General features: G+C 51.9%; 17 protein-coding genes. 10 read left to right on the forward strand and 7 right to left on the reverse strand.

From position 1 onward, the window contains the following. Positions 1-17: 17 nt before the first annotated feature. The 4 genes from IEY24_RS09620 to IEY24_RS09635 all read left to right on the forward strand — a co-directional run bounded on the left by IEY24_RS09620 (position 18) and on the right by IEY24_RS09635 (position 7,972). Entirely contained in the window at positions 18-3,206 is a 3,189-nt protein-coding gene (locus tag IEY24_RS09620; RefSeq protein WP_188931057.1) for a SusC/RagA family TonB-linked outer membrane protein, read from the forward strand. Between the two features lie 11 nt (positions 3,207-3,217). Then, on the forward strand, positions 3,218-4,651 hold the full coding sequence (locus IEY24_RS09625) for a RagB/SusD family nutrient uptake outer membrane protein (RefSeq protein ID WP_188931059.1): 1,434 nt from the start codon (positions 3,218-3,220) through the stop codon (positions 4,649-4,651). Between the two features lie 12 nt (positions 4,652-4,663). Then, positions 4,664-7,186 carry a hypothetical protein gene (locus IEY24_RS09630; RefSeq protein ID WP_188931061.1) on the forward strand — a complete coding sequence of 841 codons (2,523 nt, stop codon included), beginning with the start codon at positions 4,664-4,666 and terminating at the stop codon, positions 7,184-7,186. 90 nt (positions 7,187-7,276) lie between these two features. Further along, the gene (locus IEY24_RS09635; RefSeq protein WP_188931063.1) at positions 7,277-7,972 is read left to right on the forward strand and encodes an SGNH/GDSL hydrolase family protein; all 696 of its coding nucleotides are present in this window, start codon (positions 7,277-7,279) and stop codon (positions 7,970-7,972) included. 6 nt (positions 7,973-7,978) lie between these two features. Here IEY24_RS09635 and IEY24_RS09640 read toward each other — a convergent pair whose 3' ends face one another. Further along, on the reverse strand, positions 7,979-8,791 hold the full coding sequence (locus IEY24_RS09640; RefSeq protein WP_229221737.1) for a GntR family transcriptional regulator: 813 nt from the start codon (positions 8,789-8,791) through the stop codon (positions 7,979-7,981). Between the two features lie 134 nt (positions 8,792-8,925). Here IEY24_RS09640 and IEY24_RS09645 point away from each other — a divergent pair, with 134 nt between their 5' ends. Beyond that, complete coding sequence (locus IEY24_RS09645; protein ID WP_188931074.1) at positions 8,926-9,957, forward strand: SDR family NAD(P)-dependent oxidoreductase; 1,032 nt, start codon at positions 8,926-8,928, stop codon at positions 9,955-9,957. A gap of 6 nt (positions 9,958-9,963) precedes the next feature. Then, positions 9,964-10,761, forward strand: a complete 798-nt coding sequence (locus IEY24_RS09650; RefSeq protein ID WP_188931076.1) for a helix-turn-helix domain-containing protein — start codon at positions 9,964-9,966, stop codon at positions 10,759-10,761. 114 nt (positions 10,762-10,875) lie between these two features. On the opposite strand, the gene IEY24_RS09655 is transcribed toward IEY24_RS09650, so the two are convergent. Continuing rightward, the gene (locus IEY24_RS09655; protein ID WP_188931078.1) at positions 10,876-12,537 is read right to left on the reverse strand and encodes an arylsulfatase; all 1,662 of its coding nucleotides are present in this window, start codon (positions 12,535-12,537) and stop codon (positions 10,876-10,878) included. A gap of 135 nt (positions 12,538-12,672) precedes the next feature. After that, entirely contained in the window at positions 12,673-13,554 is an 882-nt protein-coding gene (locus IEY24_RS09660; protein ID WP_188931080.1) for a glycoside hydrolase family 43 protein, read from the reverse strand. Between the two features lie 222 nt (positions 13,555-13,776). Between IEY24_RS09660 and IEY24_RS09665 the strand changes: the two genes are divergently transcribed. Together IEY24_RS09665 and IEY24_RS09670 are read left to right on the forward strand one after the other, a co-directional pair. Continuing rightward, complete coding sequence (locus tag IEY24_RS09665) at positions 13,777-14,187, forward strand: DoxX family protein (protein WP_188931082.1); 411 nt, start codon at positions 13,777-13,779, stop codon at positions 14,185-14,187. Between the two features lie 320 nt (positions 14,188-14,507). Beyond that, positions 14,508-17,072, forward strand: coding sequence for a TonB-dependent receptor (locus IEY24_RS09670; RefSeq protein ID WP_188931084.1), 2,565 nt, complete (start codon positions 14,508-14,510; stop codon positions 17,070-17,072). Between the two features lie 98 nt (positions 17,073-17,170). Here IEY24_RS09670 and IEY24_RS09675 read toward each other — a convergent pair whose 3' ends face one another. Together IEY24_RS09675 and IEY24_RS09680 are read right to left on the reverse strand one after the other, a co-directional pair. Further along, positions 17,171-17,479, reverse strand: a complete 309-nt coding sequence (locus IEY24_RS09675; RefSeq protein WP_229221739.1) for a helix-turn-helix domain-containing protein — start codon at positions 17,477-17,479, stop codon at positions 17,171-17,173. Between the two features lie 2 nt (positions 17,480-17,481). Then, positions 17,482-17,904: a hypothetical protein gene (locus tag IEY24_RS09680; RefSeq protein WP_188931086.1), complete on the reverse strand. Its 423-nt coding sequence runs from the start codon at positions 17,902-17,904 to the stop codon at positions 17,482-17,484. Between the two features lie 213 nt (positions 17,905-18,117). On the opposite strand from IEY24_RS09680, the gene IEY24_RS09685 reads away from it, so the two are divergent. Next, positions 18,118-21,420, forward strand: coding sequence for a glycosyl hydrolase (locus IEY24_RS09685; RefSeq protein WP_188931088.1), 3,303 nt, complete (start codon positions 18,118-18,120; stop codon positions 21,418-21,420). 95 nt (positions 21,421-21,515) lie between these two features. Here IEY24_RS09685 and IEY24_RS09690 read toward each other — a convergent pair whose 3' ends face one another. Both IEY24_RS09690 and IEY24_RS09695 read right to left on the reverse strand, forming a co-directional pair. Then, on the reverse strand, positions 21,516-22,202 hold the full coding sequence (locus tag IEY24_RS09690) for a hypothetical protein (RefSeq protein ID WP_188931090.1): 687 nt from the start codon (positions 22,200-22,202) through the stop codon (positions 21,516-21,518). Between the two features lie 444 nt (positions 22,203-22,646). Continuing rightward, positions 22,647-23,711, reverse strand: a complete 1,065-nt coding sequence (locus IEY24_RS09695; RefSeq protein ID WP_188931093.1) for an endonuclease/exonuclease/phosphatase family protein — start codon at positions 23,709-23,711, stop codon at positions 22,647-22,649. A 150-nt stretch (positions 23,712-23,861) separates the two neighbouring features. On the opposite strand from IEY24_RS09695, the gene IEY24_RS09700 reads away from it, so the two are divergent. Then, positions 23,862-25,436 (forward strand): glycoside hydrolase family 43 protein, encoded by a 1,575-nt coding sequence (locus tag IEY24_RS09700; RefSeq protein ID WP_188931095.1) that lies wholly within the window; start codon positions 23,862-23,864, stop codon positions 25,434-25,436. Positions 25,437-25,583: the final 147 nt, after the last annotated feature.

A 25,583-nucleotide genomic window follows, 5' to 3' on the forward strand; every position in this document is an offset into this window, starting at 1 on the left:
CCTCAAAATTGACAATTATGAAATGTACCCTATTCCCCGGGCGCTGGCTGTGGGTGGGTGGCCTGTTGTGCCTCCTTCTCAGCGTGGTGCCTGCATTGGCCCAATCCGGCGGCCGCGTATCCGTCACGGGCCAGATCCTCGGAGACACCGACAAAGCACCGCTTATCGGTGCGACGATTACCGAGAAAGGCACTAACAATGGCGCCGTTTCGGACGTAGAAGGTAACTTCAAGCTTTCGGTAGCCTCCGGAGCCAGTATCGTTGTGAGCTTTATCGGCTATGTTCCGCAGGAAATACAGGTTGGCAGCCGCACCGTCATCGATGTGATGCTCGCTGCCGACCAGCATCAGTTACAGGATGTGGTGGTGGTCGGCTACGGCACACAGCGCAAGAAAGACCTCACTGGTTCCATTGCCAAAATTTCCGGCGAGCAATTCATTCAGCCGTCGACCGGCAGCTTCGATCAGATGCTGCAAGGCAAGGCGCCGGGTGTGCAGGTAACTCAAACCACCGGCGCCCCAGGCGGTAATGTCAATATCCTCATCCGGGGTGTGAGCTCTATTACCGGCGGGAATCAGCCATTGTACGTGATTGACGGCTTCGCGATAGGTTCGGGTGGGGGAGGTTCGGATATGCGCAACTATGGTGGAAACAACTTTTCGTCTGCCGGGATGGCATCCAATACCGGCAACCGCGTGAACCCGCTGGCCTCTATCAACCCCTCTGACATTGAGTCCATTGAAATCCTGAAAGACGCTTCCGCCACGGCTATTTACGGTTCGCGCGGAGCAAATGGGGTGGTGATTGTAACCACCAAAAGGGGCGCTTACGGCAAATCGCAGATCAGTGTGGACGCATCCTACGGTTTCCAGGAAGTGGCGCACAAGCTCAAAATGCTGAATGCCAGGCAATACGCCGACTACGTGGTCGATGGACGCGACAATGCATGGGTGTATGCAGGAGGAAAAGCGACGGACCCCAACGAGCTGCGGTCCGTCAACACGCGGGTAAGGCCCGATTTCAGGAACCCGGAGTCCCTTACTACCGATACCGACTGGCAGGATGTGTTGTTCAGAACAGCGCCAGTAAGGAATTTGCAGCTATCGTCCACCGGCGGAACTGAAAAGGCCAGATACTTCATTTCCGGAGGTTATTTCTCGCAAGAGGGCGTCATTATCAATTCTGATTACACCCGTTTCAACCTGCGGGTAAACCTCGATGCGCAGATCACCAAGCGCATTAAAATCGGAACTTCTACATTCGGTTCGTACGGTTATGGCCGGTTTGTGAATACCGAATCGCATTACGGTGCGGGAGGGCTTTTGGCGAACGTACTGGCCGCCTCGCCTACCATTCCGGTTTACGATGCCAACGGAGGTTACTATTTCAACCAGAACGACGTCAATGACGGCCTCGGGTTCCTGGCTAATGTATTGGCTGTGGCCGATGGCTCCGGCGACCGGCGCAAAGTGATGGACCTGGTTACCAACAATTTTGTGGAAGTTAATATTAATGATAACCTGACCTTCAAAAGCTCGATCGGGGTGAATTTCGGTACCAATAACATTCGCTTGTGGAGATCGTCGGCGGTACCCAATTTTGGTACACTAAATTACCCCGCAACGGCCGGCACCTCCCGGGCCGAAAACCTGAACTGGCTGAATGAAAATACATTAACCTACGCAAAAGTCTTCAACAACAAGCATTTTGTAAACGGTCTGATCGGCTTTACCGCCCAGAAAAACAGCCGGGACCTCGTTTCCACAGGCGCCTCCGATTTCCCGACCGAGTATGTGCCGTTCATCACAGCAGGCATCGTCAATGCAGGATCGCAGAGCATCAATGAATGGTCGCTGCTTTCGATGATGGCCCGGGTAACGTACTCTTATGCAGGGAAATATATGCTTACCGCTACCGTGCGGCGCGATGGAAGTTCGAGATTCGGCGCTAACAACCGCTGGGGTTCGTTCCCTTCGTTTTCAGTAGGTTACAATATGGCCGAGGAAGATTTCATGAAAAACCAGCACGTGGTCACCAACCTGAAACTGAGGGCCAGCTACGGTATTTCAGGAAATAACCAGATCGGCGACTACACCAGCATCGGCTTGTTATCGACCACGAGGTATATCAAAAACCGGGCGCTCAATCCCGGCCTCATCCCCAGCACATTATCCAACGATAACCTGACCTGGGAAAAATCGAAACAGACCAATATCGGACTGGACCTAAGCTTGTTCAAAGACCGTGTTACCCTCACCGCCGACGCCTATCGCGACCGCAAGACCGACTTGCTGCTGGCCGTGCAATTACCCGCCGCATCCGGGTTCAACAGTTCAACACAGAACATCGGCGACATCGAGAACAAAGGGTTCGAGCTGGGTTTGCAAACCGTGAATATTCGTCACAAAGGGTTTGAATGGAGCACCAACATCACGTTCAGCCACAACGAAAACAAGGTTTTGAAACTGGCTACCGAAGGCGGAAGAATCTCCAACTCAGCCTATCAGATCACCCAGGTGGGCTCCCCTATTTCGAGCTTTTACCTGATCAACAAGCTCGGCGTATTCATGAACAGCGCCGAATTGGACGGAGCCGCATTGCAGCATCCGAAAACCCAGGCTGGCGACCTCAAATTTGAAGATGTGAACAAAGACGGCGTCATCAACCAGAGTGACCGGAAGATCGTGGGATCACCCTGGCCGGATTATACCTGGGGGATGGACAATAATTTTTCGCTGGGAAACCTGAGCCTTAACATTGGACTTGTCGGCTCGCACGGTGCCTACACTTATCTGGACGCGGGGGCTTCCCTGCTCGGTGACAATGGTGTGCAAAACAACCTCGTATTGACCGACAGAAGATGGCGCTCCGAGGCGGACCCCGGCGATGGCATCATGCCACGTTCGATCCGCAGTAACCATGCACTGGGCTTCGGCACCTCGTCGCATTACCTGTTCGATAATTCATTTACCCGAATCAGAAACATCAAGCTGTCGTACAATCTGCCAAAAGACCTGACCCGGCGCATGGGCGTGAGCAATCTGAATGTGTATGGAAATGTTTCGAACGTGCACACATTCACGAACTATCCCGGCTACGACCCCGAATCGAGCATTACAGGCGACAATATAGTCAATGCAGGTATCGATTACCTCAACTATCCCCTGCCGCGCACTTATACACTTGGGATCAAACTCACCCTTTAAAAGCATTTCCCATGAAAAAGTACATCATATACAGCCTCATCGCGCTTGGCGCCAGCTCCTGCTCCGACTTCCTCAGTTTGCAGCCCGCCTATCAGATCAACGAAAATTCGTTTTATAAAAGCCCGAAGGATTTTGAAACCGCATTGGTAGGAAATTATGCCGGCTTACAAGGCTTGCATAACACCGCGCTGATAGACCTGGGCGATCTTACGACCGATAACACCGACATCAAATCCACTTCCCCGCTTGTGGCCGAAGCCGAATGCGACGAGGTGAACCTGACCGCATCCAATGATTTCCTCAATACCGTGTGGAGCACCAGCTTTGCGACCATCGCCCGGTCCAACAATATCCTTTCACGGCTCGACGCCGTGCCTATGACCGACGCGCAAAAGAACCAGTACAAGGGTGAGGCCCTATTTTTGCGGGGTTACGCCTATTTCTATCTGGTACGTCTGTTCGGAAATGTGCCCATGGTGGATGTCTCGTTCCGAAGTCCTGCCGAGATCATGAATTTTGACATGACCAGAAGGCCTGTCGCCGAAGTGTACCAGGTCATTATCCAGGACTTGACGCAGGCAGCTGCCTTGCTGAACGGGATTACCGGTTTAAGCAAATCGCAGGCGTCCGTAGGCTCGGCTAAAACGCTTTTGGGCAAAGTATATCTTACGGTGAAGGAGTTTGATCTGGCTAAAACAGTTTTGAAAGAAGTGATTGACCAGAAAAGCTACGCATTGAATCCGGATTACAAGAAATTGTTCTCCAACGGCAATGATGAATTGCAGGAATCGATTTTTGAAGTAAAATATTTATCAGGTAACGTCGGCGAAGGCAACTCATTCTCGACGATCTTCATGCCTTCCCGGTTTGACGTGGGCATGTTCCCCGGCAATATGCAGGGTGCGGGCAGGGTTTTGCCGACCCGCCAGATGGCCAACTCCTACGAGACAGGCGATTTAAGACGGGCAGCGTCCATTGGCGATTCGGTGAAGCTGATATCCGGCAAATATGAGAAAGACCTTTTTGGACTGAAATTCGTGGATTTCACAACCGGCATTGTCGGCGATGGCGGCATCAACTTCACTGCATTGCGGTACGCCGACGTACTATTAATGTATGCCGAAGCATTAAACGAGACCAGTAATACGGCCGAAGCACATACTTACCTTAATTTGGTGCGAAGCCGCGCGGGGCTACCGGCGAAAACAGGCTTGAATAAGGCCGCATTCACACTCGCGCTCGAAAATGAAAGGAAGTTCGAATTTTTCCTCGAAGGCCACCGGTGGTTCGACCTCGTGCGGACAGGACGTTTTCAGGTGGTGATGAACCAATATTTCAAAGACAACGGATTGAGTTTCACCGTAGCTGACCATGAGGTACTGATGCCCATCCCTTTGCGTGAAATCGATATCAATCCAAATCTGGGACAGAATCCGGGATATTAACGATTAATACCAATGATTGTAAATAAGACTTTACGGGCATGGATCGCATTGCTCCTGGCACCGTTGGCAGCCACGGCCCAGCCGCAGACCTCGACGCTCAAAGGGGTGCCATTCAACAACATTACCCTGGAAGTTTCCCTGAAACCTTTCCGGAAGAACGACCAAGCGTACATCCGGGAAACTGCCCATGAAATGTTCACGCAGTGGCATTCGTTGCTACGGCATGCCGACACGGTGTCGGTGATGCTATGGACCGGCGACGGCTCCGAAATCCTCGAATATAAAGGCGATCCTGCCCAACGGCTGGAATGGGCCCGATATATCGGCAACCCCAATACCCGGCATGCGGTCAACTCCGGACCTAAGGAGCTTTCGATTCATGAAAGGGCCTATTTGTATCTCGAAAATCCGCCGGAATTTACCTATGGCGACCTGAAATTCATTGTGCAGGCATTAAAGGAGGAGGGTCGGAAGGTCACTGGCAAACCCATCCGCATCGGCGAAACGTTCGACCCGGGGCCGGAATTTGCCCAATCGGATTTCAAATACAACCGCCACCGCGAAATCCTGGGTGGCAGCGCAATGGGGCACAATACGATGGTAAGCTGCTACTCCGTCCTGAAAGCCGATAGCCAGCCTTACGCCGGGTTCCCGAACGGCATTCCCGAAGGCACGCCGTTTGGAACGTTTCTCGGCAGGCAGAGCCGTCACTTATTGCAAGATATGGGTTTTGATTATATCTGGCTGAGCAACGGCTTTGGCTTCGGAGTGGAAGGCTGGTCGTCAACCGGTGCTATTTTTGATGGCAAGGGTTTTGACCAGGACAAACTGGCGGCGACGCGTTCCAAAATCGCCGATTTCTGGAAGTTTTTCAGGAACGAATGCCCGGATGTGCAGGTCCAGACGCGCGGTACCAACCTCTCGGCCGGTGCCGACCTGGCACGCGACGGTGTCGATCTTAAATCCATTTACAAGGACAAAAACATACTGCCGCCCCCCAACTCGCCCTGGGCGGCACTGGACGGCGATTTCGGATTGGAAATGGTAGGCTATATGTCGAGAATGGCCGAACTGCCCGACGAGCGCTACCTTTTCCGCTACTACACCCACGACCCGTGGTGGATCAACAGCCCCTGGCTCGACCGCTACGGCCGGGAGCCGCACGATATTTACCTACCCCTGGCCGTGTCGCGCGTGAATGCCAAAGGCGAGGTAAAACTGCCGAGCCACCTGAACTTGCTGAGCATCGACGATTCCTTCGGCAACATGCCCACGCAGGTGCCCGACGAAGTTACGCCGCACATCCTCAAAGCCCGCTACGACGCCCCCACCGCGCCCGGCCCGCTCGTGTGGGTGTACCCGTTCGACGAGTACTACGACTGGGCATTCCGCTACAAAGATCGCCTCCCCGAAATCTATTACGGCGACTGGCTGATCCGCCAGGCATTGAACAATGGCTTGCCGGTCAACACTGTGATTTCCACTACCTCATTTAAAAAAGTCATTCAAATCGATCCTGCCAGGTTTAAAGAATCGGTATTGCTGACGGTTGTGCCGGAAGCAGGCTCGGAGTTAGAAAAGACATTGGTTTCATTTGTTCAAAATGGGGGAAAACTGATGGTATACGGCCCGGCCGGGCATGCAGGAAAAGCATTTCTCGAACTTTTGAACCTGCAAAATGTGACACCGCTCGAAGGCGGGTTCAATATCAGTTCGGTTTACGCCGGGGACCAGATGGGCAAGCCTTATCCCGACAAAATCATCCATCATGCATTGTTCTCAGGCGGCGGCGTGGGTACGCGCGTGCAGAATTTGAAAGACCCCTCCACCAAAGTACTCGCGCAAATGAGCCAGGGCGGCCAAAAACGCGATGCGGCCTGGGTCCGTAGTACAAAGGAATGGAATGGCGGAAAAGTGGTGTATATCCGCGGCACCAATTCCAGCAAATTCACAGGGGGAAAACTGCTGACACCCGACGATCCTTCCCAACTCTTTACCGGGCCGCTGCTGCTGAGGTATGCCATGCATGAGTTTGGAGTAGATCTCAACATCGTGAAAGAAGATCCGTCGATCAAAAACCCGGTACTGACGGTTTCCAGAAGCCATAATGCATTCATTTTCGCAGGGTATAATCCCAACACCACCATTAGCAACAAGTTCCGCTTTCCGCAAGGTGCGCCCTTGCTGAACGGCCTGGATACCAAGCTCGACAAGGGCCATTCGGTGTACAGCCTCCCGACGTCCTGGAACCGCGAGTCGCGGGTATTTGTGGAGCAAAACGAGGGAATTGTTTCACTGAAAGAACTGCATTCCGGCGAAATGGGCATTACCAAGCGATACCGCATTACCGGCCTTAAAAATGCTATTGTGCGCATTTATCCGCATGAGAACATTAGCTCCGAGCAGTTCAATGCTTATCTGAATGCCAACTACCCGTGGAAAGAGGGCCGCATTTCCTTCAAGGCTGGCGATCCGAAATTCGGGAAGCATTACGTGGTGGAAAACGTGACGGGGGATCTGGTGGTGTCGTGGTAAGGAGGGTGCTGCGCGTTGACGGCTGACAGCGGACCGCTGACCAATTGACTAACAATTACTGACTCATTCACTCATTTCCCCGAAAGAACCATGCTGAAATATCTGCTTCCCGTCCTGCTCTTTGCTTTTACCAATACGTTCGGGCAAGTCGCCGACTCGACCTATTTATCGGATGTAAAACGCGAACTACGTACGCAATGGCCGAAGAACCGGCGCATTAACGTCGTTTTTCACGGGCATTCGGTACCGGCAGGCTTTTGGGATAACCATGAAGTGCACACACTGGAATCGTATCCCAATTTGTTTTTGAAGGCATTGAAAGACAAATATCCTTACGCCGTCGTCAATGTGATCGTGACGGCGGTTGGCGGGGAAAATTCACTGAAAGGTGCGACGCGTTTTGAATCGGAGGTGTTACCGCACCAGCCCGATGTGATTTTCATCGATTATGCATTGAACGACCGGTTTTCACCTTTGGATAAAACCCGTGAAGCATTGGCAAAGATGATTCTCGCCGCGCAGGCGAAAAATATCAAAGTAATATTGGTAACGCCTTCGCCCGATCAGCGCATCGATATTTCAGATCCTGCAAACCCGCTCGATCCCTACGCAGCGCAAATTCGTGAGCTGGCAAAACAGTATCATACCGGTCTCGCCGATCCCTATGTGAATTTTCAAAAAGTGGTGAAAGAGGGTAAACTGAAAGAAGTAATGTCGTCGGTCAATCATCCGAATCTGGCCGGTCATACGCTTATTGTGAACAGCCTCCTTCCCTATTTCCTTTAATGCGGATCAGGTGTTCTGGTAATCGGGGTTCGCACTGATAGCGAATTTGTATTTGTCGCCCCGGTAAAACGAGCGCTCGATTTCCACCACCTGGCTGTCCGGGCAGATTACCGCACTGTCGAGGATGAACATCGGTGTGGGCGCCGTTAATTCAAAATTATCCACTTCCGAGCCGGGCTGCACGATTTCTGTGCTCAGCGTCTGCTTCACCTCGTCGATGCGCAGGTGGTAGGTATTTTCATAAACCTTGAAATACGAGATCTCCGTTGGCATGCGGTTGATCTTCGGACAAAGCGTGAGGGAAATATACTTGATCTCGTCCTTGATAATCTCCTCGTCGGCATACCGCAACTGGTGGATTTTCAGCACCGGCCCATCCATAATGAAATGCTTGCCGCCTATTTCAGAGGATATCCCATCGTCGAGCACCGTTTTCTCCAACACCACATTATGCGGCTCGAAGCCCTCGGCGATGAGGCTTTCGTGGAAGCCGCGCCGGGTGGCATTGATAGACCCCAACGTGCGGATCAGGTGATGGCCAACCGTCCGGTTCAGCACAAATGTTCCCTTGCCTTTAATGCGGCGCGCCCAACCCTGATTTTCAATTTCAAGCAGACTTTTCCGCGCCGTGGTATTGCTTACCTTGTAATTTTTGATGAGATCATTCTCAGAAGGCACCTTGTCACCGGGCTGCAATTCGCCCGATTTGATCCTTTCTATTATTTCATCACTAATACTTACAAATTTCGGTTTCATCAGGTGCCAGCGGTCGTGTTTATCTGTCGCCAAAATAACAAAATTACCTGCTGCAAAAGGCATAGCGGCCGGTTTTGTTGCCCCGGCTTTTCAGGCGCACTGGGGATGGCCTTTAAAACAAATAAAATCGGACTTTAAAACAAAACCGTCGGGAGCGGGTCAGGCTAATTTTGTTTCATCAAAACAATCAGACTTTTATGAAACAATCAGCAACAACAGAGATTCGCCCTGGCAATGCGCAGCAACCCATCGGCTCCGGCTTCGACGCCTTTTCTACGGCCCAGGATGCGATCAGGGGCATTGACCTCACCGGAAAAACCATCATCGTCACCGGCGGCTATGCGGGCATCGGCCTCGAAACGGCCAGGACATTCGCGGAAGCTGGCGCGCACGTGATCGTCCCGGCCCGGGACCTGGCCAAGGCGACCCGCAATGTAGCGGGCATTCCGAATACGACCGTCGAATCCCTCGACCTGATGGACCCGGCGTCCATCGACAGTTTTACGCAGAAATTCTTGCAAACCGGACGTCCGCTGGATATATTGGTCAACAATGCGGGCATTATGTGGGTACCGCTCCAACGGGATGCACGGGGCTACGAATCGCAGCTCTCGACCAACCATCTGGGCCATTTTCAGCTTGCGGCCAGGTTATGGCCCGCGTTGAAGCAAGCCGGTGCCGCGAGGGTGATCAGCGTTTCTTCGTTCGGTCACCATATCGCCCCGTTTGATTTTGCAGACCCAAATTTTGAACACCGGGAATACCAGACGCTGGCGGGTTACGGCCAGTCCAAAACGGCTAATAACCTATTTGCCGTGGAGCTCGACCGGCGGGGAAAAGCATTCGGCGTGCGTGCATTTTCACTCCACCCCGGCTCGGTGAATGGCACCGACCTTGGCCGTGTTGCACCGATGGAGCTTTTCCAGCAAATGGGTACGCACGATGCCAGCGGTAACATTTACCCGGAGGTAGCCAGGAAGTTAAAAACCATCCCCCAAGGCGCAGCAACTACGGTTTGGTGTGCTACCAACCCGCAACTGGCAGGGTTGGGCGGTGTATATTGCGAAAACACCGATGTGGCCGAGATCGACAATGACGACATCGAACACCGATACGATGAGCCGCTGACATTACGGGGAGTAAAACCCTATTCCATCGACCCGGAAAACGCCCGCAGGCTTTGGACATTGAGCGAACAAATGACAGGTATTACTTTTGAAATAAACTAAAAACCGGTGGCACACGAGGCGCATTACATTCATCCCGACCTGAAAATCTCCGGTTTTACCGAACATTTTCACAAAAGCGACGTGCTTTTTGAGGAGCATTTGATAGTCTGGTTTATTTCGGGGGAAACGAAGATCGTGCAAGGCGGCCAAACACACCTTTTCGGCGCGGGGGATACGCTTTTCTTTCCGAGGCATGAGCTGGTGACGGTAATCAACTACCCCAAGGACGGTTTACCTCATCGATCGGTGGTAATGCATTTGACGGCGAAGCGCCTGGAAGATTATTATGCTAAAAATAAAGTGGAGGTAAAGCCCGTACCCAAACCCGGGTTCAGGACATTCGGCAAGCATCCGCTGCTGCAAAGCTGCCTGGCGTCGCTGGTACCCTATTTCGACCTGCGCGATCCGTTACCCGAAGCATTGGCAGCTATTAAAGTCACGGAAGCCATTACCATTTTGAGGACGCTCGCCCCGGAAATCGATCACTTACTGGCCGATTTCGGAGAGCCCGGCAAGATCAACCTCGCCGATTTCATGGAGCATCATTATATGTATAATCTGCCGATGACTAAATTCGGCTACCTCACCGGCCGCAGCCTCACCACTTTCAAGCGCGATTTTAAAAAGACCTTCCAAACCACACCGCAGAAATGGCTCACCGAAAAGCGGCTGGACCTGGCGCATTACCTCATCCGGGAGAAAAACCGGCGTCCGTCGGAAGTTTACCTTGAAGCCGGATTTGAAAATCTGTCGCATTTCGGGTATGCATTTAAAAAGCAATTCGGCTACGCGCCGACCGAGTGAGGACAATAGGCCGTTTTGGTGACATCTCACAAAAATGCTTCGACTTCGCTCAGCATTGACATCCGGATGTCATGCAGCGAAGTCGAAGCACATGCGAGGACGCTATGCAAATGCTCAAAAAGTAGGCGGTCTCCGATTCGGCCGTTCGGCGGGAGCACCGATCGGAGTGGCCGGCTTGATCTTATCATATTCCACGACCCCTGTTTTTTCCGCCCAACGGAAATAGTCGGCGGAAAGTTGGTCTACGATATTTGGGTTCGCAGAGGCTACGTCGGTGGTTTCTCCCCTATCGGTTTCCAGGTCGTATAGCTCCCATTTGTAAGCCGGGTAAGTCGAAACGATCTTCCATTTGCCTTTTCTTACTGCCCTATTACCTGCGCGTTCCCAGAAAATCGGCTCGCCGCCACGGTCTACCTCTGTGGATTTGCCCGTGAGCACGGGCACGAGGCTTTTGCCTGGAAGCGGATTGATATTAATCCCTTTTTCAGAAGCCGGATAGGCTGCTTTGGCCAAATCATAGAACGTCGGCGCGAGGTCGATCAGGTGGCCGGTACCTTTTACGATCTGTCCGCCTTTGATCTGCTTCGGAAACCAGGCGATAAACGGCGCGCTAATCCCTCCCTCGTGCATATTGTTCTTGTAGGCCGAATGCGGCGTGTTCGACACATACGCCCAGGGCTGATCCTGGTAGACATACGAACCTGCCGTACCCGCCGGGCCGGTATTGCGCTGAGGCCTGCGGGGCGATGCGCCTGCGTAACCGCCCTGCGCGCCGTTGTCGGAAATGAAGACAATCAATGTGTTATCGTCCTTGTTCAGCGCTTTCAGCTTCTCGCGAAGCTTGCCGATGTTCTGGTCTACCCGGTCGACCATCGCAGCGTAGATCTCCATTTTTCGTTCCCAAAGCAATTTTTCATCATAAGGCACATTATCCCAGGGCGTCACGTCCTTATCCCGAACGGCTATTGCCTGTTTCGGGTCGGCGATACCCAATGCTTTCTGGCGTTCGATCCGCTCTCTGCGCAGCGAATCCCACCCGATGCTGTACCGGCCTTTGTATTTCGCAATATCCGATTCGGGTGCCTGGAGCGGCCAGTGCGGGGCGTTAAAAGCCAGGTAAAGGAAGAAAGGCTTGGCTGTTTTGCTTTGCTCGTCGAGAAAGCCGAGCGCGTGATCGGTAATCTCGTCGGTCAGGTATTTATCGGGCGGCAGATTGATGCGCTTATTGTTTTCAACCAGCTCCACAGGCTGGCCTTTGCCGTATTTACCAATATCATAATAATTGCTCGCGCCATTGATAAACCCATAGAAACGGTCGAAACCACGTTGGTTAGGCCAAGCGATACTATCATTGCCGACGTGCCATTTGCCACTCAGCAGCGTGCTGTAACCTGCATTGCGGAGCACTTCGCCGAATGTAAGCGACTCTTTATTGAGATATCCCTGGTAAGCGGGCAGGCCCAGGTTCACATTGAAATACCCCACCCCGGCCTTGTGCGGGTACTGGCCCGTGATGAGCGACGCACGCGTGGGGGCACAGATGGAGTTGTTGTAAAACTCGCGGAAGCGGATGCCCTCACCGGCAAGCTGGTCGATATTGGGCGTTTTGATTTCGGAACCGTACGCGCCGATGTCCGAATAGCCCAGGTCGTCGACCATGATCAGGATAATGTTGGGGCGATTTTCCGGGCCTTTCCGGTCGGACGCGGGTTTCTTTTGCGCCACGACACCAGAGAAGGTCATCAATGCCAGGGCGAAGAATGCAGAGGTCTTCATGATTTTGGAAAAAAGTGTAACAAGAGATGTGGCCACAAAAATATATCTATTCTATATATCCTATATACTATATTCAAAATAAACTTCAATCAACTCCTTCCGCACGCGTTTGGGTTCGTTATAACACCTGCAACGTCACCCTAAGCCCTCGGTCGTCATCACCACCTTGCTCATCGAACCATCCTCTTGATAATACAATCGGTCGACGCAAACGGAGCGACGGTGGCTGCCACCACCGGGTAATGCACCATTGTGATAGAAGAAATAATCCGAGCCGTTAAATTCAACAATCGCAGGCCGGTTGGTGGCGCAGTTTCCGGCGATTTCGTTCAGAATACCTTTGAATTCCCATGGACCATGGATGTTGCGGCTCATCGCGTAGGCCACTTTTTCCGGGTAACCATAGCCATAAGCAAGATAATAGATGCCGTTCTTTTTGTGAATGTGGGCGCCTTCCGCAAATCCGGGGAGATCGATCACGGCAATCGGGCTGGCAAGTCCGGTAAGGTTGCTTTGCAGTTCGGCAAAATAGCATTGCCCATTACCCCAGAACAAATACGAACGCCCGTCATCGTCGATTAGCACGGTCGGATCGAGGTTGGCTTTGTCGCTTTCGCTAAACGGTAACATATCGTGGGTAACCAGCGCCGAGCCCTTCGCGTCCTCAAATGGCCCCGTCGGATTTTCAGAAACAGCTACACCGATTGCCTTCCGGGACCCTCCCGCGTGCGTTACGGATACGAACCAATAGAATTTACCCCGATATTCAACCACTTTCGATGCGTAGGCGTCGCCGCTCGCCCATTGAAAATCCGTGGCTTTCAGGGGCGATGAACATTCGGTCCAATGCGTGAGGTCGTTGGAAGAAAAGCAGAGCCAATCCTGCATATAGTAATCGTCGGTGCCAGGAGGTGGATTGTCGTGGCCGGTATAGAGATAAACCGTTCCGTCATGGACAAGCACCGTCGGATCGGCCGTATAGGGATTGCGAATAATGGGGTTTCCTTCTTTTACCATAACCTGAAATTGCAAGAACCGGCTTTCCCGGCCTATTGCAGCTATTTAGTTTACGCATTTGATGTAAAAACCATACCAAAAAACACCGGTCGCGTTGCCAATGTCACCACCCGCGCCGTCCAACCCGGCTGTGGATGCGTCCATTTCGGCACGATTGCGCATGTGCAGATGCTGATTTCAGGCCAGTTTTGTGTCATCATTCACTCAAAAACAATCAAGGTCATGACACAGAAAACAACAACCACAATCTACTGGATAGGCACGGCATTAACTTCCCTTTGGTTCGGCGCAAGCGGCTTTTTCGAATTGACCAAAAACCCCGTCGTGTGGGACATTACCGTGCAACTGGGCTACCCGGCACATTTCATTTACCTGCTCGGCGTTTTCAAACTGTCAGGCGTGGCCGTGCTGCTTACTCCCAACAAGCTGCACAGACTGAAAGAATGGGTCTTTGCGGGGATCTTGTTCGATATCATCTTTGCATTCGTGTCTAAACTGGCGGTGATAGGCTTTGCGGCAACCGTCGATGCGATCATTGCATTTGTAATGGTTTCAGTCACTTACGCCATGTTCCGCCGGCTTGAAAAATACTCCGGAAATACCGTTGGCCGGGATGCCGTCTTGGCGCATTAACAAAAACCGCAATATGCCGCGCATCAAGTCCGGCGACGGCATTGAGCGTATTGTCTACTCATTTACAACGCATTACAAACAGGCCCGGACGATGTTCCCGGCCTGTTTGTTTATTATTTTAAAAAAATATTACTCTACTATTTCTATATACTTAATAATATCAGTAGCTTTGTCCCCGAACTTACAATCCCTACATATGAAACCACCGATTATACCTTACTGTTGTTGTCCGAATCGCCGAAAGCAGCACTAGGACAGGCTGTTTCGCAGTAACCACCACTCAAAAACACCATCGAAAAACAGTAAAGCTATCCTCATTTATGAAGCCATTTTTAAAAGCCCTATTCAGTTCAGCAATTCTACTCGCCTCATTTGTTGCCCATGCTCAAAACGCCCCGATCGTCAATGCGACGGTTTCCGGAACGGTTCTTGATGCAGCTACCGACTCCCCACTCATCGGCGCGACCGTAACCATCAAGGGGACGACCAACGGAGCAGCAACAGATGCAAACGGGCAGTTCCAGCTTGTAACAGGTCAGAAACTTCCATTTACACTGGTCGTTTCGTTTTTGGGCTATATCAAGAAAGAGACAGTGATTGAAGGCAGCGGGGTAACTATTAAGCTTGACCCTTCGGCGGATAACCTGGAAGACGTGATCATTTCGTCGCGTCGTCGCCAGGAATCGGCACAGGAAGTACCTATTCCGATCTCCGTGATCCGCGGGTCGGCAGCGGAAGACGCGGGTGCGTTCAATGTGAACCGTTTGAAAGAACTTGTTCCTACTGTTCAGCTCTACGTTTCAAACGCACGTAACACCACATTGAACATTCGCGGACTTGGTTCGACCTACGGTCTGACCAACGACGGTATCGACCCGGGTGTAGGTTTTTATGTCGACGGCGTTTACTATGCTCGTCCGGCAGCTACCGCCCTGGATTTCATCGATATCGAGCGCATTGAAGTACTTCGCGGGCCTCAGGGAACGCTTTTCGGAAAGAACACAACTGCCGGTGCATTCAACATTACTACCCGCGGTGCCCAGTTCGATCCAGGCGGCAGCTTTGAATTGAGCTACGGTAACTTCGGTTACATTCAGGCCAAAGGATCATTCACCGGTCCGATCAGCAAAAAACTTGCGGCACGCGTTTCATTCACTGGTACGCAGCGCAACGGCCTGTTCTTCAATGAGCATACACAACAGCCGATCAACGACATCAACAACATTGGTGTACGCGGACAGATCCTTTACCAACCAAGCAGCAAAGTCAACATTACCGTAATCGGTGACGTTTCGGACCAGAAACCAAATGGTTACGGCTGGCCGGTAGCAGGTGTGGTGCCTACCAAACGTGCGGCTTACCGCCAGTTCGACGCGATCATCGCTGATTTGGGCTACAAACTCCCGTATTCAAGTGCATTCGAACGCAAATTGGACCTTGACACACCTTCGAAGTCCGACAACAGACTGGGCGGTGTTTCGGCCAACGCAGATATCAAAATCGGGAACGGAACGCTTACCGCCACTTCGGCCTGGCGCTTCTGGAAATGGACTCCGCTTAACGACCGTGATTACATTGGATTGCCGGTATTCACGATCTCTTCCGGTAACTCGGTACACGACCAATGGTCACAGGAGATCCGCTATTCGGGTAAAATCTCTCCGAAACTCAGCGGCGTAGTGGGCTTGTTCGGCCTTTGGCAAGATTTGAAATCGGATCCGGTACAAACGGAAGAAGCAGGTTCGGCACAATGGCGTTTTGCACAAAGCACTACCAGTGAGCTTTGGAAAACACCGGGCTTGCTCGATAACTTCGGTATCCGCACCACCAACCGCATTAAAAGCACCAGCTTGGCTGTTTTTGCACAGGCCGACTGGGCTATCACCGACAAGCTGCACGTGTTGCCGGGTGTACGTTACAACTACGATAAGAAGGTTGTAGACTATGAGCGAAAAACATATGGTGGCCTGCAAACGACCGACCCGGCATTGCTCGCATTGAAAAGACTTGTTTATACCGACCAGGCATTCAATACCAACTACGACCAGGGTAACTTCTCGGGACAGTTGTCGCTCCAATACAAAGCCAGCAGCCGCTTCAATGCCTATGCTACCTATTCGATCGGCTACAAGCCCATCGGTGTGAACGTGGGTGGTTTGCCAACGGCCAACGGCGCGGTATTGCTCGATCTGGCTAATGTAAAACCAGAGCACGTAGCTCATAAAGAACTGGGTATCAAAACAAAACCCAGTGCCAACTCGGTTCTTAACCTGACATTGTTCCGTTCCGACATCAATGACTTCCAGACCCAGGTTCAGACTCCTGATCCCGGTGTAAACCGCGGGTATCTCGCGAATGCTGAGAAAGTTCGTGTTCAAGGCGCGGAAGTGGATGGTAATATCCGGTTCAGCCACCTGTCGTTCAATGCGGCGGTAGCTTATACCGATGGCAAATATGTGAAGTTCAAAAACGCTCCCGTGCCTTTGGAAGAAGTAGGTGGCGAGCAGGCTTTCAAGGATATTTCAGGTGGCAGACTGCCAGGTATCTCTAAATTTTCGGGATCGGTAGGTGGTGAAGGAACCGTGAAAGGTACATTCCTTGGATTGAAAGGCAACTACTTCCTCGGTGTCGACGTATTCGCCCGCTCAGGCTTCTCATCCAGCCCATCGCCATCCAAATACCTGAACATCGAAGGTTACTCGCTGACCAACAGTCGCCTTGGTTTCAGAGCTTCTAACGGCATTTCGTTCTTTGTGTGGGCAAGAAACGTGTTCAACAAAGACTATTACGAACTGCTCCTTGCAGCTCCGGGCAGCTACGGACAGTACGCGGGTGTCGTAGGCGACCAGCGCACCTACGGTGTAACATTGCGCTACTCTTTCTAAGATTTCGAAGGGAATACGAATATTATAACACTGTCGATCGGGGCGCTCCATTGGGGCGTCCCGATTTTTTGTATTAAACCAAAAAGACGCCCCGTTCCCTAAGCCATTACATCATCAGGCTCCGCTCTTTTCTTTTTCAATGGCTCAATGGGACCACTCGTGATTTGAAAAATCGAAGCGCCTAATTTCACTTCGAGCAACGCCAGTGTTTTGATCGTAAAATTATGCGTGCCGGTCATCCATTTGCTCACCTGCGATTCCTTTTTGCCCAGCATTTCAGCCAGGTCTTTTTGCGTCAATCCTTTTGATTCGAGCATTTCATGGATCCGGTCGGATAGGTCGAAACTGGTACCAATGAATCTATCAATGGCTGGATCGGGAGTAATCCTTTCTAATAAGTTTATCATGATTATATGTCTATAAACAGTTCACCTTCAAGTTTCATAAGATCAGGAGAATAATAAATATCACCTTCCCCTATTTTCTCGATCAATCTTTTGTCAATCTCCATCATTAATTTCATCGCCTTCCAGGTTTCAACGCCATCCTGGGTTTTCTGCCCTTTCTTTTCTCCACCACCGTCTAGAATGACGATGTTCTGACTACATCTGATACAATAAATCCGCAATCTTGAGAAAGCGACCGGTCCAGCGCTCACATTGTTTTCTGAACGAAAATACCGCGGTTCTGCCCCACGGTCTTTCAGATAGCCGAGCCAACTGCTTATCATGTCAAGGTCTTCCGCGAAGCCATTTTCCGAATATTCATTCACAAAGTTATTCGTTTCTGAAAGCTCACTACCCTCAAATCTGATGGTATAGATGGTAATCATCCTTGATTGCGAATACAATTCAAAATAGATACGATTCACTTATAAGTTAAGTTCAAATATAAAACATTTCCCGACAAAAAGGAATGTTGAGCGAGATCGATTCTATTAGCAATATCTAAAAAAATCCCAGTTAAATTTTATAAGTAGATATCACAAAATCACCGCTTCACCATCCGATAGACCAGTTTTCCGGCAGTAAATCAGCATATTACTATGAAAAAACTCGCGCTACTTGCATGGGTACTTCCTGCGCTCGCATTCGGACAAACCACAACTCTCCGGCAAGGCTTCCAAACCCCGCCCGACGCCGCCAAACCGCGTGTGTGGTGGCACTGGATGAACGGCAATATCACCAAGGAAGGCATTGCCAAAGACCTTGAATGGATGAAACGCGTAGGCATAGGCGGTTTCCAGAATTTCGATGCGAGCCTTTTTACACCCAATGTGACGCCGAAGAAACTGGTGTTCATGACGCCGGAATGGAAGGACGCATTCAAACACACTACTGATCTCGCAGAAAAACTGGGGCTCGAAATGGCCATTGCCGGCTCGCCCGGATGGAGCGTGACCGGCGGACCGTGGGTGCCGGCAGCCGACGCGATGAAAAAATATGTCTGGACCGAAACCCGGTTACCTGGCGGCCAGACATTCACCGGCAAACTTCCGCAACCTAAACCCGTAGCCGGCAAGTTTCAGAATGTGCCGCTGCCGGCCGAAGGCGGCATTACCGGACCTACCGGGGAAGTACCCGACTATTATGCCGACGCTGCGGTGATCGCGTACCGCTTGCCGGCTACCGACAAGCTTATGACCTCCCTGAACCCGAAAGTAACTTCCAGCGGCGGCACATTCTCCGTCTCCGACCTGACCGACGGCGATTTGGGTAAAACCAGTCTGCTGCCTCCCGTGGAAGTAGGCCAGGATATGTGGATCCAATATGAATTTGATAGTCCACAGACTTTCAAGGCATTGACAATCGTAGGCGCGAGCTCGGGCGGGGCACTTGCAGAATTCAACGGCGCACCGAACAATCGGACGTTGCGGGTAAGCGACGACGGCGTGAACTTCCGCGATGTGGCTCCCATCAAAGGCAGTACTGTCCCTCAAAATACCCTGGCATTCGCACCAGTAACCGCCAGATTCTATCGCATTGCATTCAAAACGCTACCGCCGCCATCTAATCCGTTCGCCGCGATGTTCGGCGGCAGCGGGGAGCCACCGAAGCCGGAGGGCGTGCAAGTTGCCGAAATCCTGCTCCATAATACCGATCGAATGGACCAGTTCGAAGAGAAGGCCGGTTTCAGCCCGTGGAAAGAGAATACAGCATCCTTTGTGCAGCCTGATGCCGATGCCATACCGCTCACCGATGTAGTTGACCTAACCTCCAAAATGAGTGCGGACGGCAGCCTGAACTGGACCCCACCGAACGGTAATTGGGTGATCGTGCGGCTTGGCTACTCGCTTACCGGTCGCAAAAACCATCCCGCGTCGCCGGAAGCAACCGGCCTGGAAGTGGACAAGCTGGATAAGGAGGCCGTTATGAAGTACATCAACACCTACCTCGACATGTACAAAGACGCTACGGGCGGCCAAATGGGTGCGAAAGGGTTGCAATATATGGTACTGGACAGCTACGAAGCGGGCCACATGACCTGGACGAAAGCGATGCCCGAGGAGTTCAAAAAACGACGTGGTTACGATATTACACCGTGGATTCCCGTCCTCACGGGGGCAGTAGTCAAAAGTGCGGCGGAAAGTGACCGGTTTCTGTGGGATTTCCGCAAAACGATCGGCGAGCTAATCGTCGAAAATCATTACGAGGCCATCGGCGATGCATTGAAGGCCCGGGGAATGAAACGTTACACCGAGTCGCACGAGGGCGGGCGCATTTACCTGGCCGATGGCATGGATGTGAAGCGCAAGGCCGACGTCCCGATGGCCGCGATGTGGACGCCCGGCAGCCTGGCGGGTGGTGCCGACGAGGAAGTCCGTAGTGAGGCCGATATCCGTGAATCGGCATCGGTAGCACATATTTACGGGCAAAATCTCGTCGCCGCCGAGTCGATGACGTCCGTCGGCAATGCATTTACCTGGTATCCTGAAAAGCTGAAACGCACCGCCGATCTTGAAATGGCCTCCGGTTTGAACCGTTTCGTGATCCATACTTCGGTGCACCAGCCACTCGACGACAAGAAGCCGGGCTTCTCATTGGGGCCATTCGGACAGTATTTCACCCGACAGGAAACCTGGGCCGAGCAGGCGAAGGCGTGGATGGATTATCTGGGCAGGAGCTGCTTCATGCTGCAACAGGGCAAGCCGGTGGTGGATGTGCTCTATTACTACGGAGAGAATTCCAATATCACGCAGATTTCCACTCAAAAACTGCCCGCTATCCCGGCAGGCTATGCTTTTGATTTTGCGAATGCGAGTGTGGTCAAAAATATGCTGAAAGTAGAAAAAGGCGCTATCGTAACGCCATCGGGGCAACAGTACCGTTTGCTCGTGCTCGATTCTACCGCCCGCAATATGACTTTGCCGGTGCTTCAAAAGATCGGCGAGCTGGTAGCTTCCGGCATGAAGGTGGCGGGCGTAAAACCCGAACGCTCCCCCAGCCTGAGCGACGATGCCTCGGCATTCGGTGCGCTGGTAAACCAGATTTGGCGCAACTCAAATGTTTCCTCACAGCCGCTGGAAACCGTTTTGAGCAGCATTATCCCCAAAGACGTGACCGTTACTGGCGAGAAAGCGAAGATTCTTTACGTGCACCGCCAAACGGCCGACAGCGATATTTACTGGCTCGACAGCCGCAGCAACGACGCTAACGAGGCGCAGGTCAGCTTCCGGGTTACCGATAAAGTCCCGCTACTCTGGAACCCCGAAACCGGAAAAATCAGCAAGGTATCCTACCACATCGCCGAAGGGCGCACCACCATACCGTTGAAATTCGACTCCTGGCAGGCCTATTTCATCGTTTTTAGTGCGAAAGCAGCCGCGAATTCTTACACTGCGCCGGTTTGGGCGGAATCGGAAATCGCGGGCGTTACGGGCGCGTGGACCGTCCGCTTCCAGCCGGGCCTGGGCGCTCCCTCACAGGCCCGGCTGAATGCCCTCACGTCGCTTTCGGAGAATGCGGATGCGGGTATCAGGTATTTCTCGGGAACTGCTACTTATGAAAATACTTTAAATGCACCCGCTATCAGTAAGAATGCGCGATACTGGCTGGATCTGGGCGATGTCAAAAATTTGGCCGAAGTGATTGTCAACGGTAAAAACGTAGGTATTACCTGGAAAAAACCGTTCCGCATAGATGTCACCGAGGCGTTGAAAAAAGGTTCCAACAGCATTCAGGTGAAGGTTACCAATACCTGGGTGAACCGGCTGATCGGCGACGCGCAACCCGGCGTGACGAACAAGATCACTTTTACGACAATGCCATTTTACAAAGCCGATTCCCCGTTGCTGCCCAGCGGCTTACTCGGGCCGGTGAAATTGATCGCTGCATCGCCCGCGAAATAAGGCAAATGGGTTGATTAGGAAATGGTCATGTATCGTCAGGGAGAATCATGTGCTGCCCCATTCCTGACAACACATGACCATTCTTGCCCCTACCATTAACAAGTCCGCGGGCACGGAGCGCTCAGGTCGTAATAGCCGCTTTCCTCTTCAAGGCTTAGCGCACCACTATTATCGCTCCCACGGTTGGCAATGCCCTGAAATAGCAAGCCGAAAGAATAAGAGCCGGTCAATTCCTTTTGGACCGCCTCGCCGGCCGCGGGGAAATACCGGTGCAGCACAAAGCGAATATAGATCTTCGGCATTTTCTCAAACCTGAAAAGTGCGGCCAGCAGCTCTTTTACGGGGTAATTGTAGCCATTCAGAAAACCGTACTGCGTGCGAAACAGCGGACTGGTAATTTCTCCGGCATGTCCCTTTTCTTCCCAATATTTAATCCATTGTCTTGCCAAAACATCAGGCACATTGCCACCCGGACCGTCTCCCGCTTCCCGGAAATCGCCCGGGGCGTGTGCATAATAGGGCGTAATGATTTGTCCGGCGCTGTCAACGCCGAAGAGCACGAGTTTGAATTTGGTTTCCTCCGTATCAAAGCCAAAACGCACTTTTATAGTGGAAATGCCTGGCGTCGACACGAGTGTTTCAAAATCGTTTCCGTCAAAGAAATCGCCTAAAAGGAGTTTGCTCCCCAAATTAAAAAAGCCAAAGGGCTCACGGCTGTGTTCCAATGCCTGCCACTGGGCAGCCCATTTTGCAAAAACTTCGTCACTGATAAACTTAGGCATGTTCGCTGAGATTTAGTGGTTAAAAAAGGCATTTGCTTTCCGATCATCCGGAGCAACCCGCATCCGGACAATGGAAAGCAATATACCTAAGGGCAAGGAAGTGATGTAACTAATTCGTCAAGAACTAGAATTAATTCGATTAATCGGTTAGGTTACAATTTCTTGTTGGGGTCTACGGGGAACGGCCCTTGGGGGCTGGGATTCGGAGAACTGTCAGTTCCCCGAATCATTTAAGCTACCCCGGATTTTAGTTTGATGATTTCAGACGCAAGAGCCAATCAGGATTATTTTTCAGCACCCGTCCCGATTGACATGTCAAAGTTCCGCAAAGCAAGGACAGCGTGTAAGCGTGGAAACACCTGAATACAAAAACAGGTGTTTTCCGGGGGGCAAGGGGGCTCCCGTATTTTCCCTTCCGTGTCGAAGCTCCTCCGGGAGCCGATTTCAGTCCGGTACTTCTTTGGCGATTTTTTCATTCGCCAGCTCAATATCCTCCGGTTCGGCATCGGGCGCGTCCTGCTCACTGCTCGCCGACCGCTCATATTGCAGGGAAATCAGGATAGGGAAATGGTCCGACGAGAAGTTTTCCAGCCGGGCGAGTCTCACCAGCTTAAAATCCGTTGAACAGAACACATGATCGAGCGGAAAGCGCAACAAAGGCATTTTGGCGTGGAACGTGTTGAAGAAGCCGCGGCCGATACGCGGATCGAGCAAGCCGCTGATCCGGGTAAAAAGATCCGTGGTGTACGACCAGGCCACGTCGTTGAGGTCCCCCACCACAATACAAGGTAAACGGCTCTTCTTCACTTCTTTCGCCACCAGCAAAAGCTCCTTGTCGCGCTCGGTCGAATGCAGGTTTTCGCCGGGAACAGGCGGCGTGGGATGTACACAATAGAGCTGCACTTTTTGGCCGGAAGGCAATGTTACGAGTACTTTAATGGACGGTATTTCCTCATCTACCAGGTAGCGTACCGCTATTTCAGAAAGCTCCAATTTCGAGTAAAGCAACATTCCGTAGGTATTTTCCAGCGGCACCGGCACCTCATGCGGGTAGTTATCGCGCAACGCCAAGGTGTTTTCATGCCAAAATTTGTCGGTTTCCAAAAGCAGTACGACGTCGGGGTCGTGTTTCCGGATCAGATTCAGGCAGCCGGTCGTATTTTGGTTATCCTGAAATACATTGGAGGATAGAATCGACAGCCTGTTTTCCGGCAGATCTTTCCGAGCAGGCAGGATTACCTTACCCGCAAGCGGTGTAAATGGGTAGATCAGGTAGCAAAGGTAAATGCTGTTTAAAACAAATACGGCGGACAACGTCTGCGTCTGCAAGTCGGTAGAAGAAAACAGGCTGAGATGAAGGCCGGCAATGGCCACGCTGAGGACGAGTTTTTGCAACCTGGGGTATTCGAAAACCCGGAATGTCCAGTAGTCGCTACGGACCAGCGGAATAAGCGACATCAGAACGACCACCACGCCGGCGACTTCCAGAAAGGTTTTGAAATAGTGCATTGTTCAGTTAAGGTAATAACTGCAATATTTCAATTATTCCCCGTCATTTCAACTATCGGCGTGCAGGATGCGCTACTTTTTTACCGCTTTGGCAGATTTGTTATCGGGAAATAAATCCCTTTATTCGCAGTTCCATCAATCCACCAGATTATGAAATTCCTGCCCGGTTTATTCTTTTTTTCGTGGTTCGTTGCTGCCCAGGCTCTGGCCCAGAAGCCCGCTCCAACAAGGGTAATCACCTACCGGAATCCCGTGATTGCGGGCGATTTTGCGGATCCGTCGGTCATTCGGGTGGGTAACACGTATTATGCGGCCGGCACGTCTTCGGAATGGGGGCCCGCCTACCCCATTTACAGTTCCAAAGACCTGGTGAATTGGGAGTACGTAGGTCCGGTGTTCGCAGAGCTGCCCAAATGGACGATGGGAAGTTATTGGGCGCCCGAGTTGTTTTTTCGGAATGGCACTTTCTATGTTTACTATACTGCCCGCCGGAAATCGGACAAGCAATCGGTGATCGGTGTAGCCAGCACGAAGGATATCAGAAAGGGATTCAAAGACCACGGCATTATCATCGAATGGACCAAAGAGGCCATCGACGCTTATGTTGTGGAGGATAAGGGAAAACTGTTCATTACCTGGAAGGCTTATGGTCTGGACAAAGACCGGGGTATTGAACTGCTCGGTGCCGAGCTTTCGCCGGATGGCCTTAAATTGGCCGGAAAGGAATTCAGCCTCATCAAGGCAGACCCGGCAGGATGGGAAGCCGGCGGGGCCGAAGGACAGGCTATATTTAAAAGAGGCAATTACTGGTATATGCTCTATTCCGGCAATGCCTGCTGCGGCGATCGCTGCGACTACCAGGTGGGGCTCGCCAGGGCCGAAAAGCTGCAAGGGCCATGGACCAAACACACGGGCAACCCGGTACTTTTTGGGGATAATTTCTGGAAATGCCCGGGACACGGTACCGTGGTGGTGACACCGGATCGCCGGTATTTTTACCTGCACCACGCCTATAACGGCACCGATTTCACGTTTGCCGGCCGACAGGGCGTGCTCAGCGAGCTGGTTTGGGACGAAACAACCCACTGGCCTGCATTCAGATATGGCAAAACGCCCCCCGCGCAGGCCGAGTCACCCACCGGCGTGGGACCTGTACCGCAGCAAACGCTCAACTTTTCGGTTAACTATGAGCGTGACACCTTGCGGCTTCCCTGGGTGTTCGACGCAAGCCTGCCAAAGCCGAAATTCGATATCAGGGCATCGGCGCTGGAAATCGAATGCGAAAATCCAGCCATAACGGGTAACTTTTTAGGTCATACCATTAAAAACGGCAGCTACACCTTCGCAACCGAATTCGTGATCAAAGACACCGCCTTCCACAACATTATCCTTTACGGCGATGCACACAATGCCATTGGCTACGGTGCCGGCCAGAACCGCGTGGAGCTTTGGCAAGTGAAAGACGGCAAACGCGAAACCCTTCAAAAACAGGAGATTCCCGATAAATACAAGAATATCCGGCTGGAACTGCAAAGCCGCTATGGCCGCTTCTACACATTCAGCTGGGCTGTAAAAGGTCAGAAGATCGACTCGCTGACCAGCCCGCTGCAATTGGAAGCTCCCTGGCTGCCGCGCTGGGACCGGGCACCGAGAGTAGGGATCAGCATTACCGGCCCGGCGAACCAGAAAAGTGAATTTAAGGCGATTGAAATGAAGTACGAATAAAAGTATCGCAGCATCAACTTGGATAAATGGAACGTCACTTCCATAACAAATAAGGTCTGCAAACACATTGGCTTGCAGACCTTACTTACATATTCAGCGCTTTGATAAGGGCTTGCCGCCCCAAAAGTTAGTTCAGTTCATTTTTCG

Origin of the sequence: Dyadobacter endophyticus (assembly GCF_014641595.1) — a bacterium.
Taxonomy (GTDB): Bacteria; Bacteroidota; Bacteroidia; order Cytophagales; family Spirosomataceae; genus Dyadobacter; species Dyadobacter endophyticus.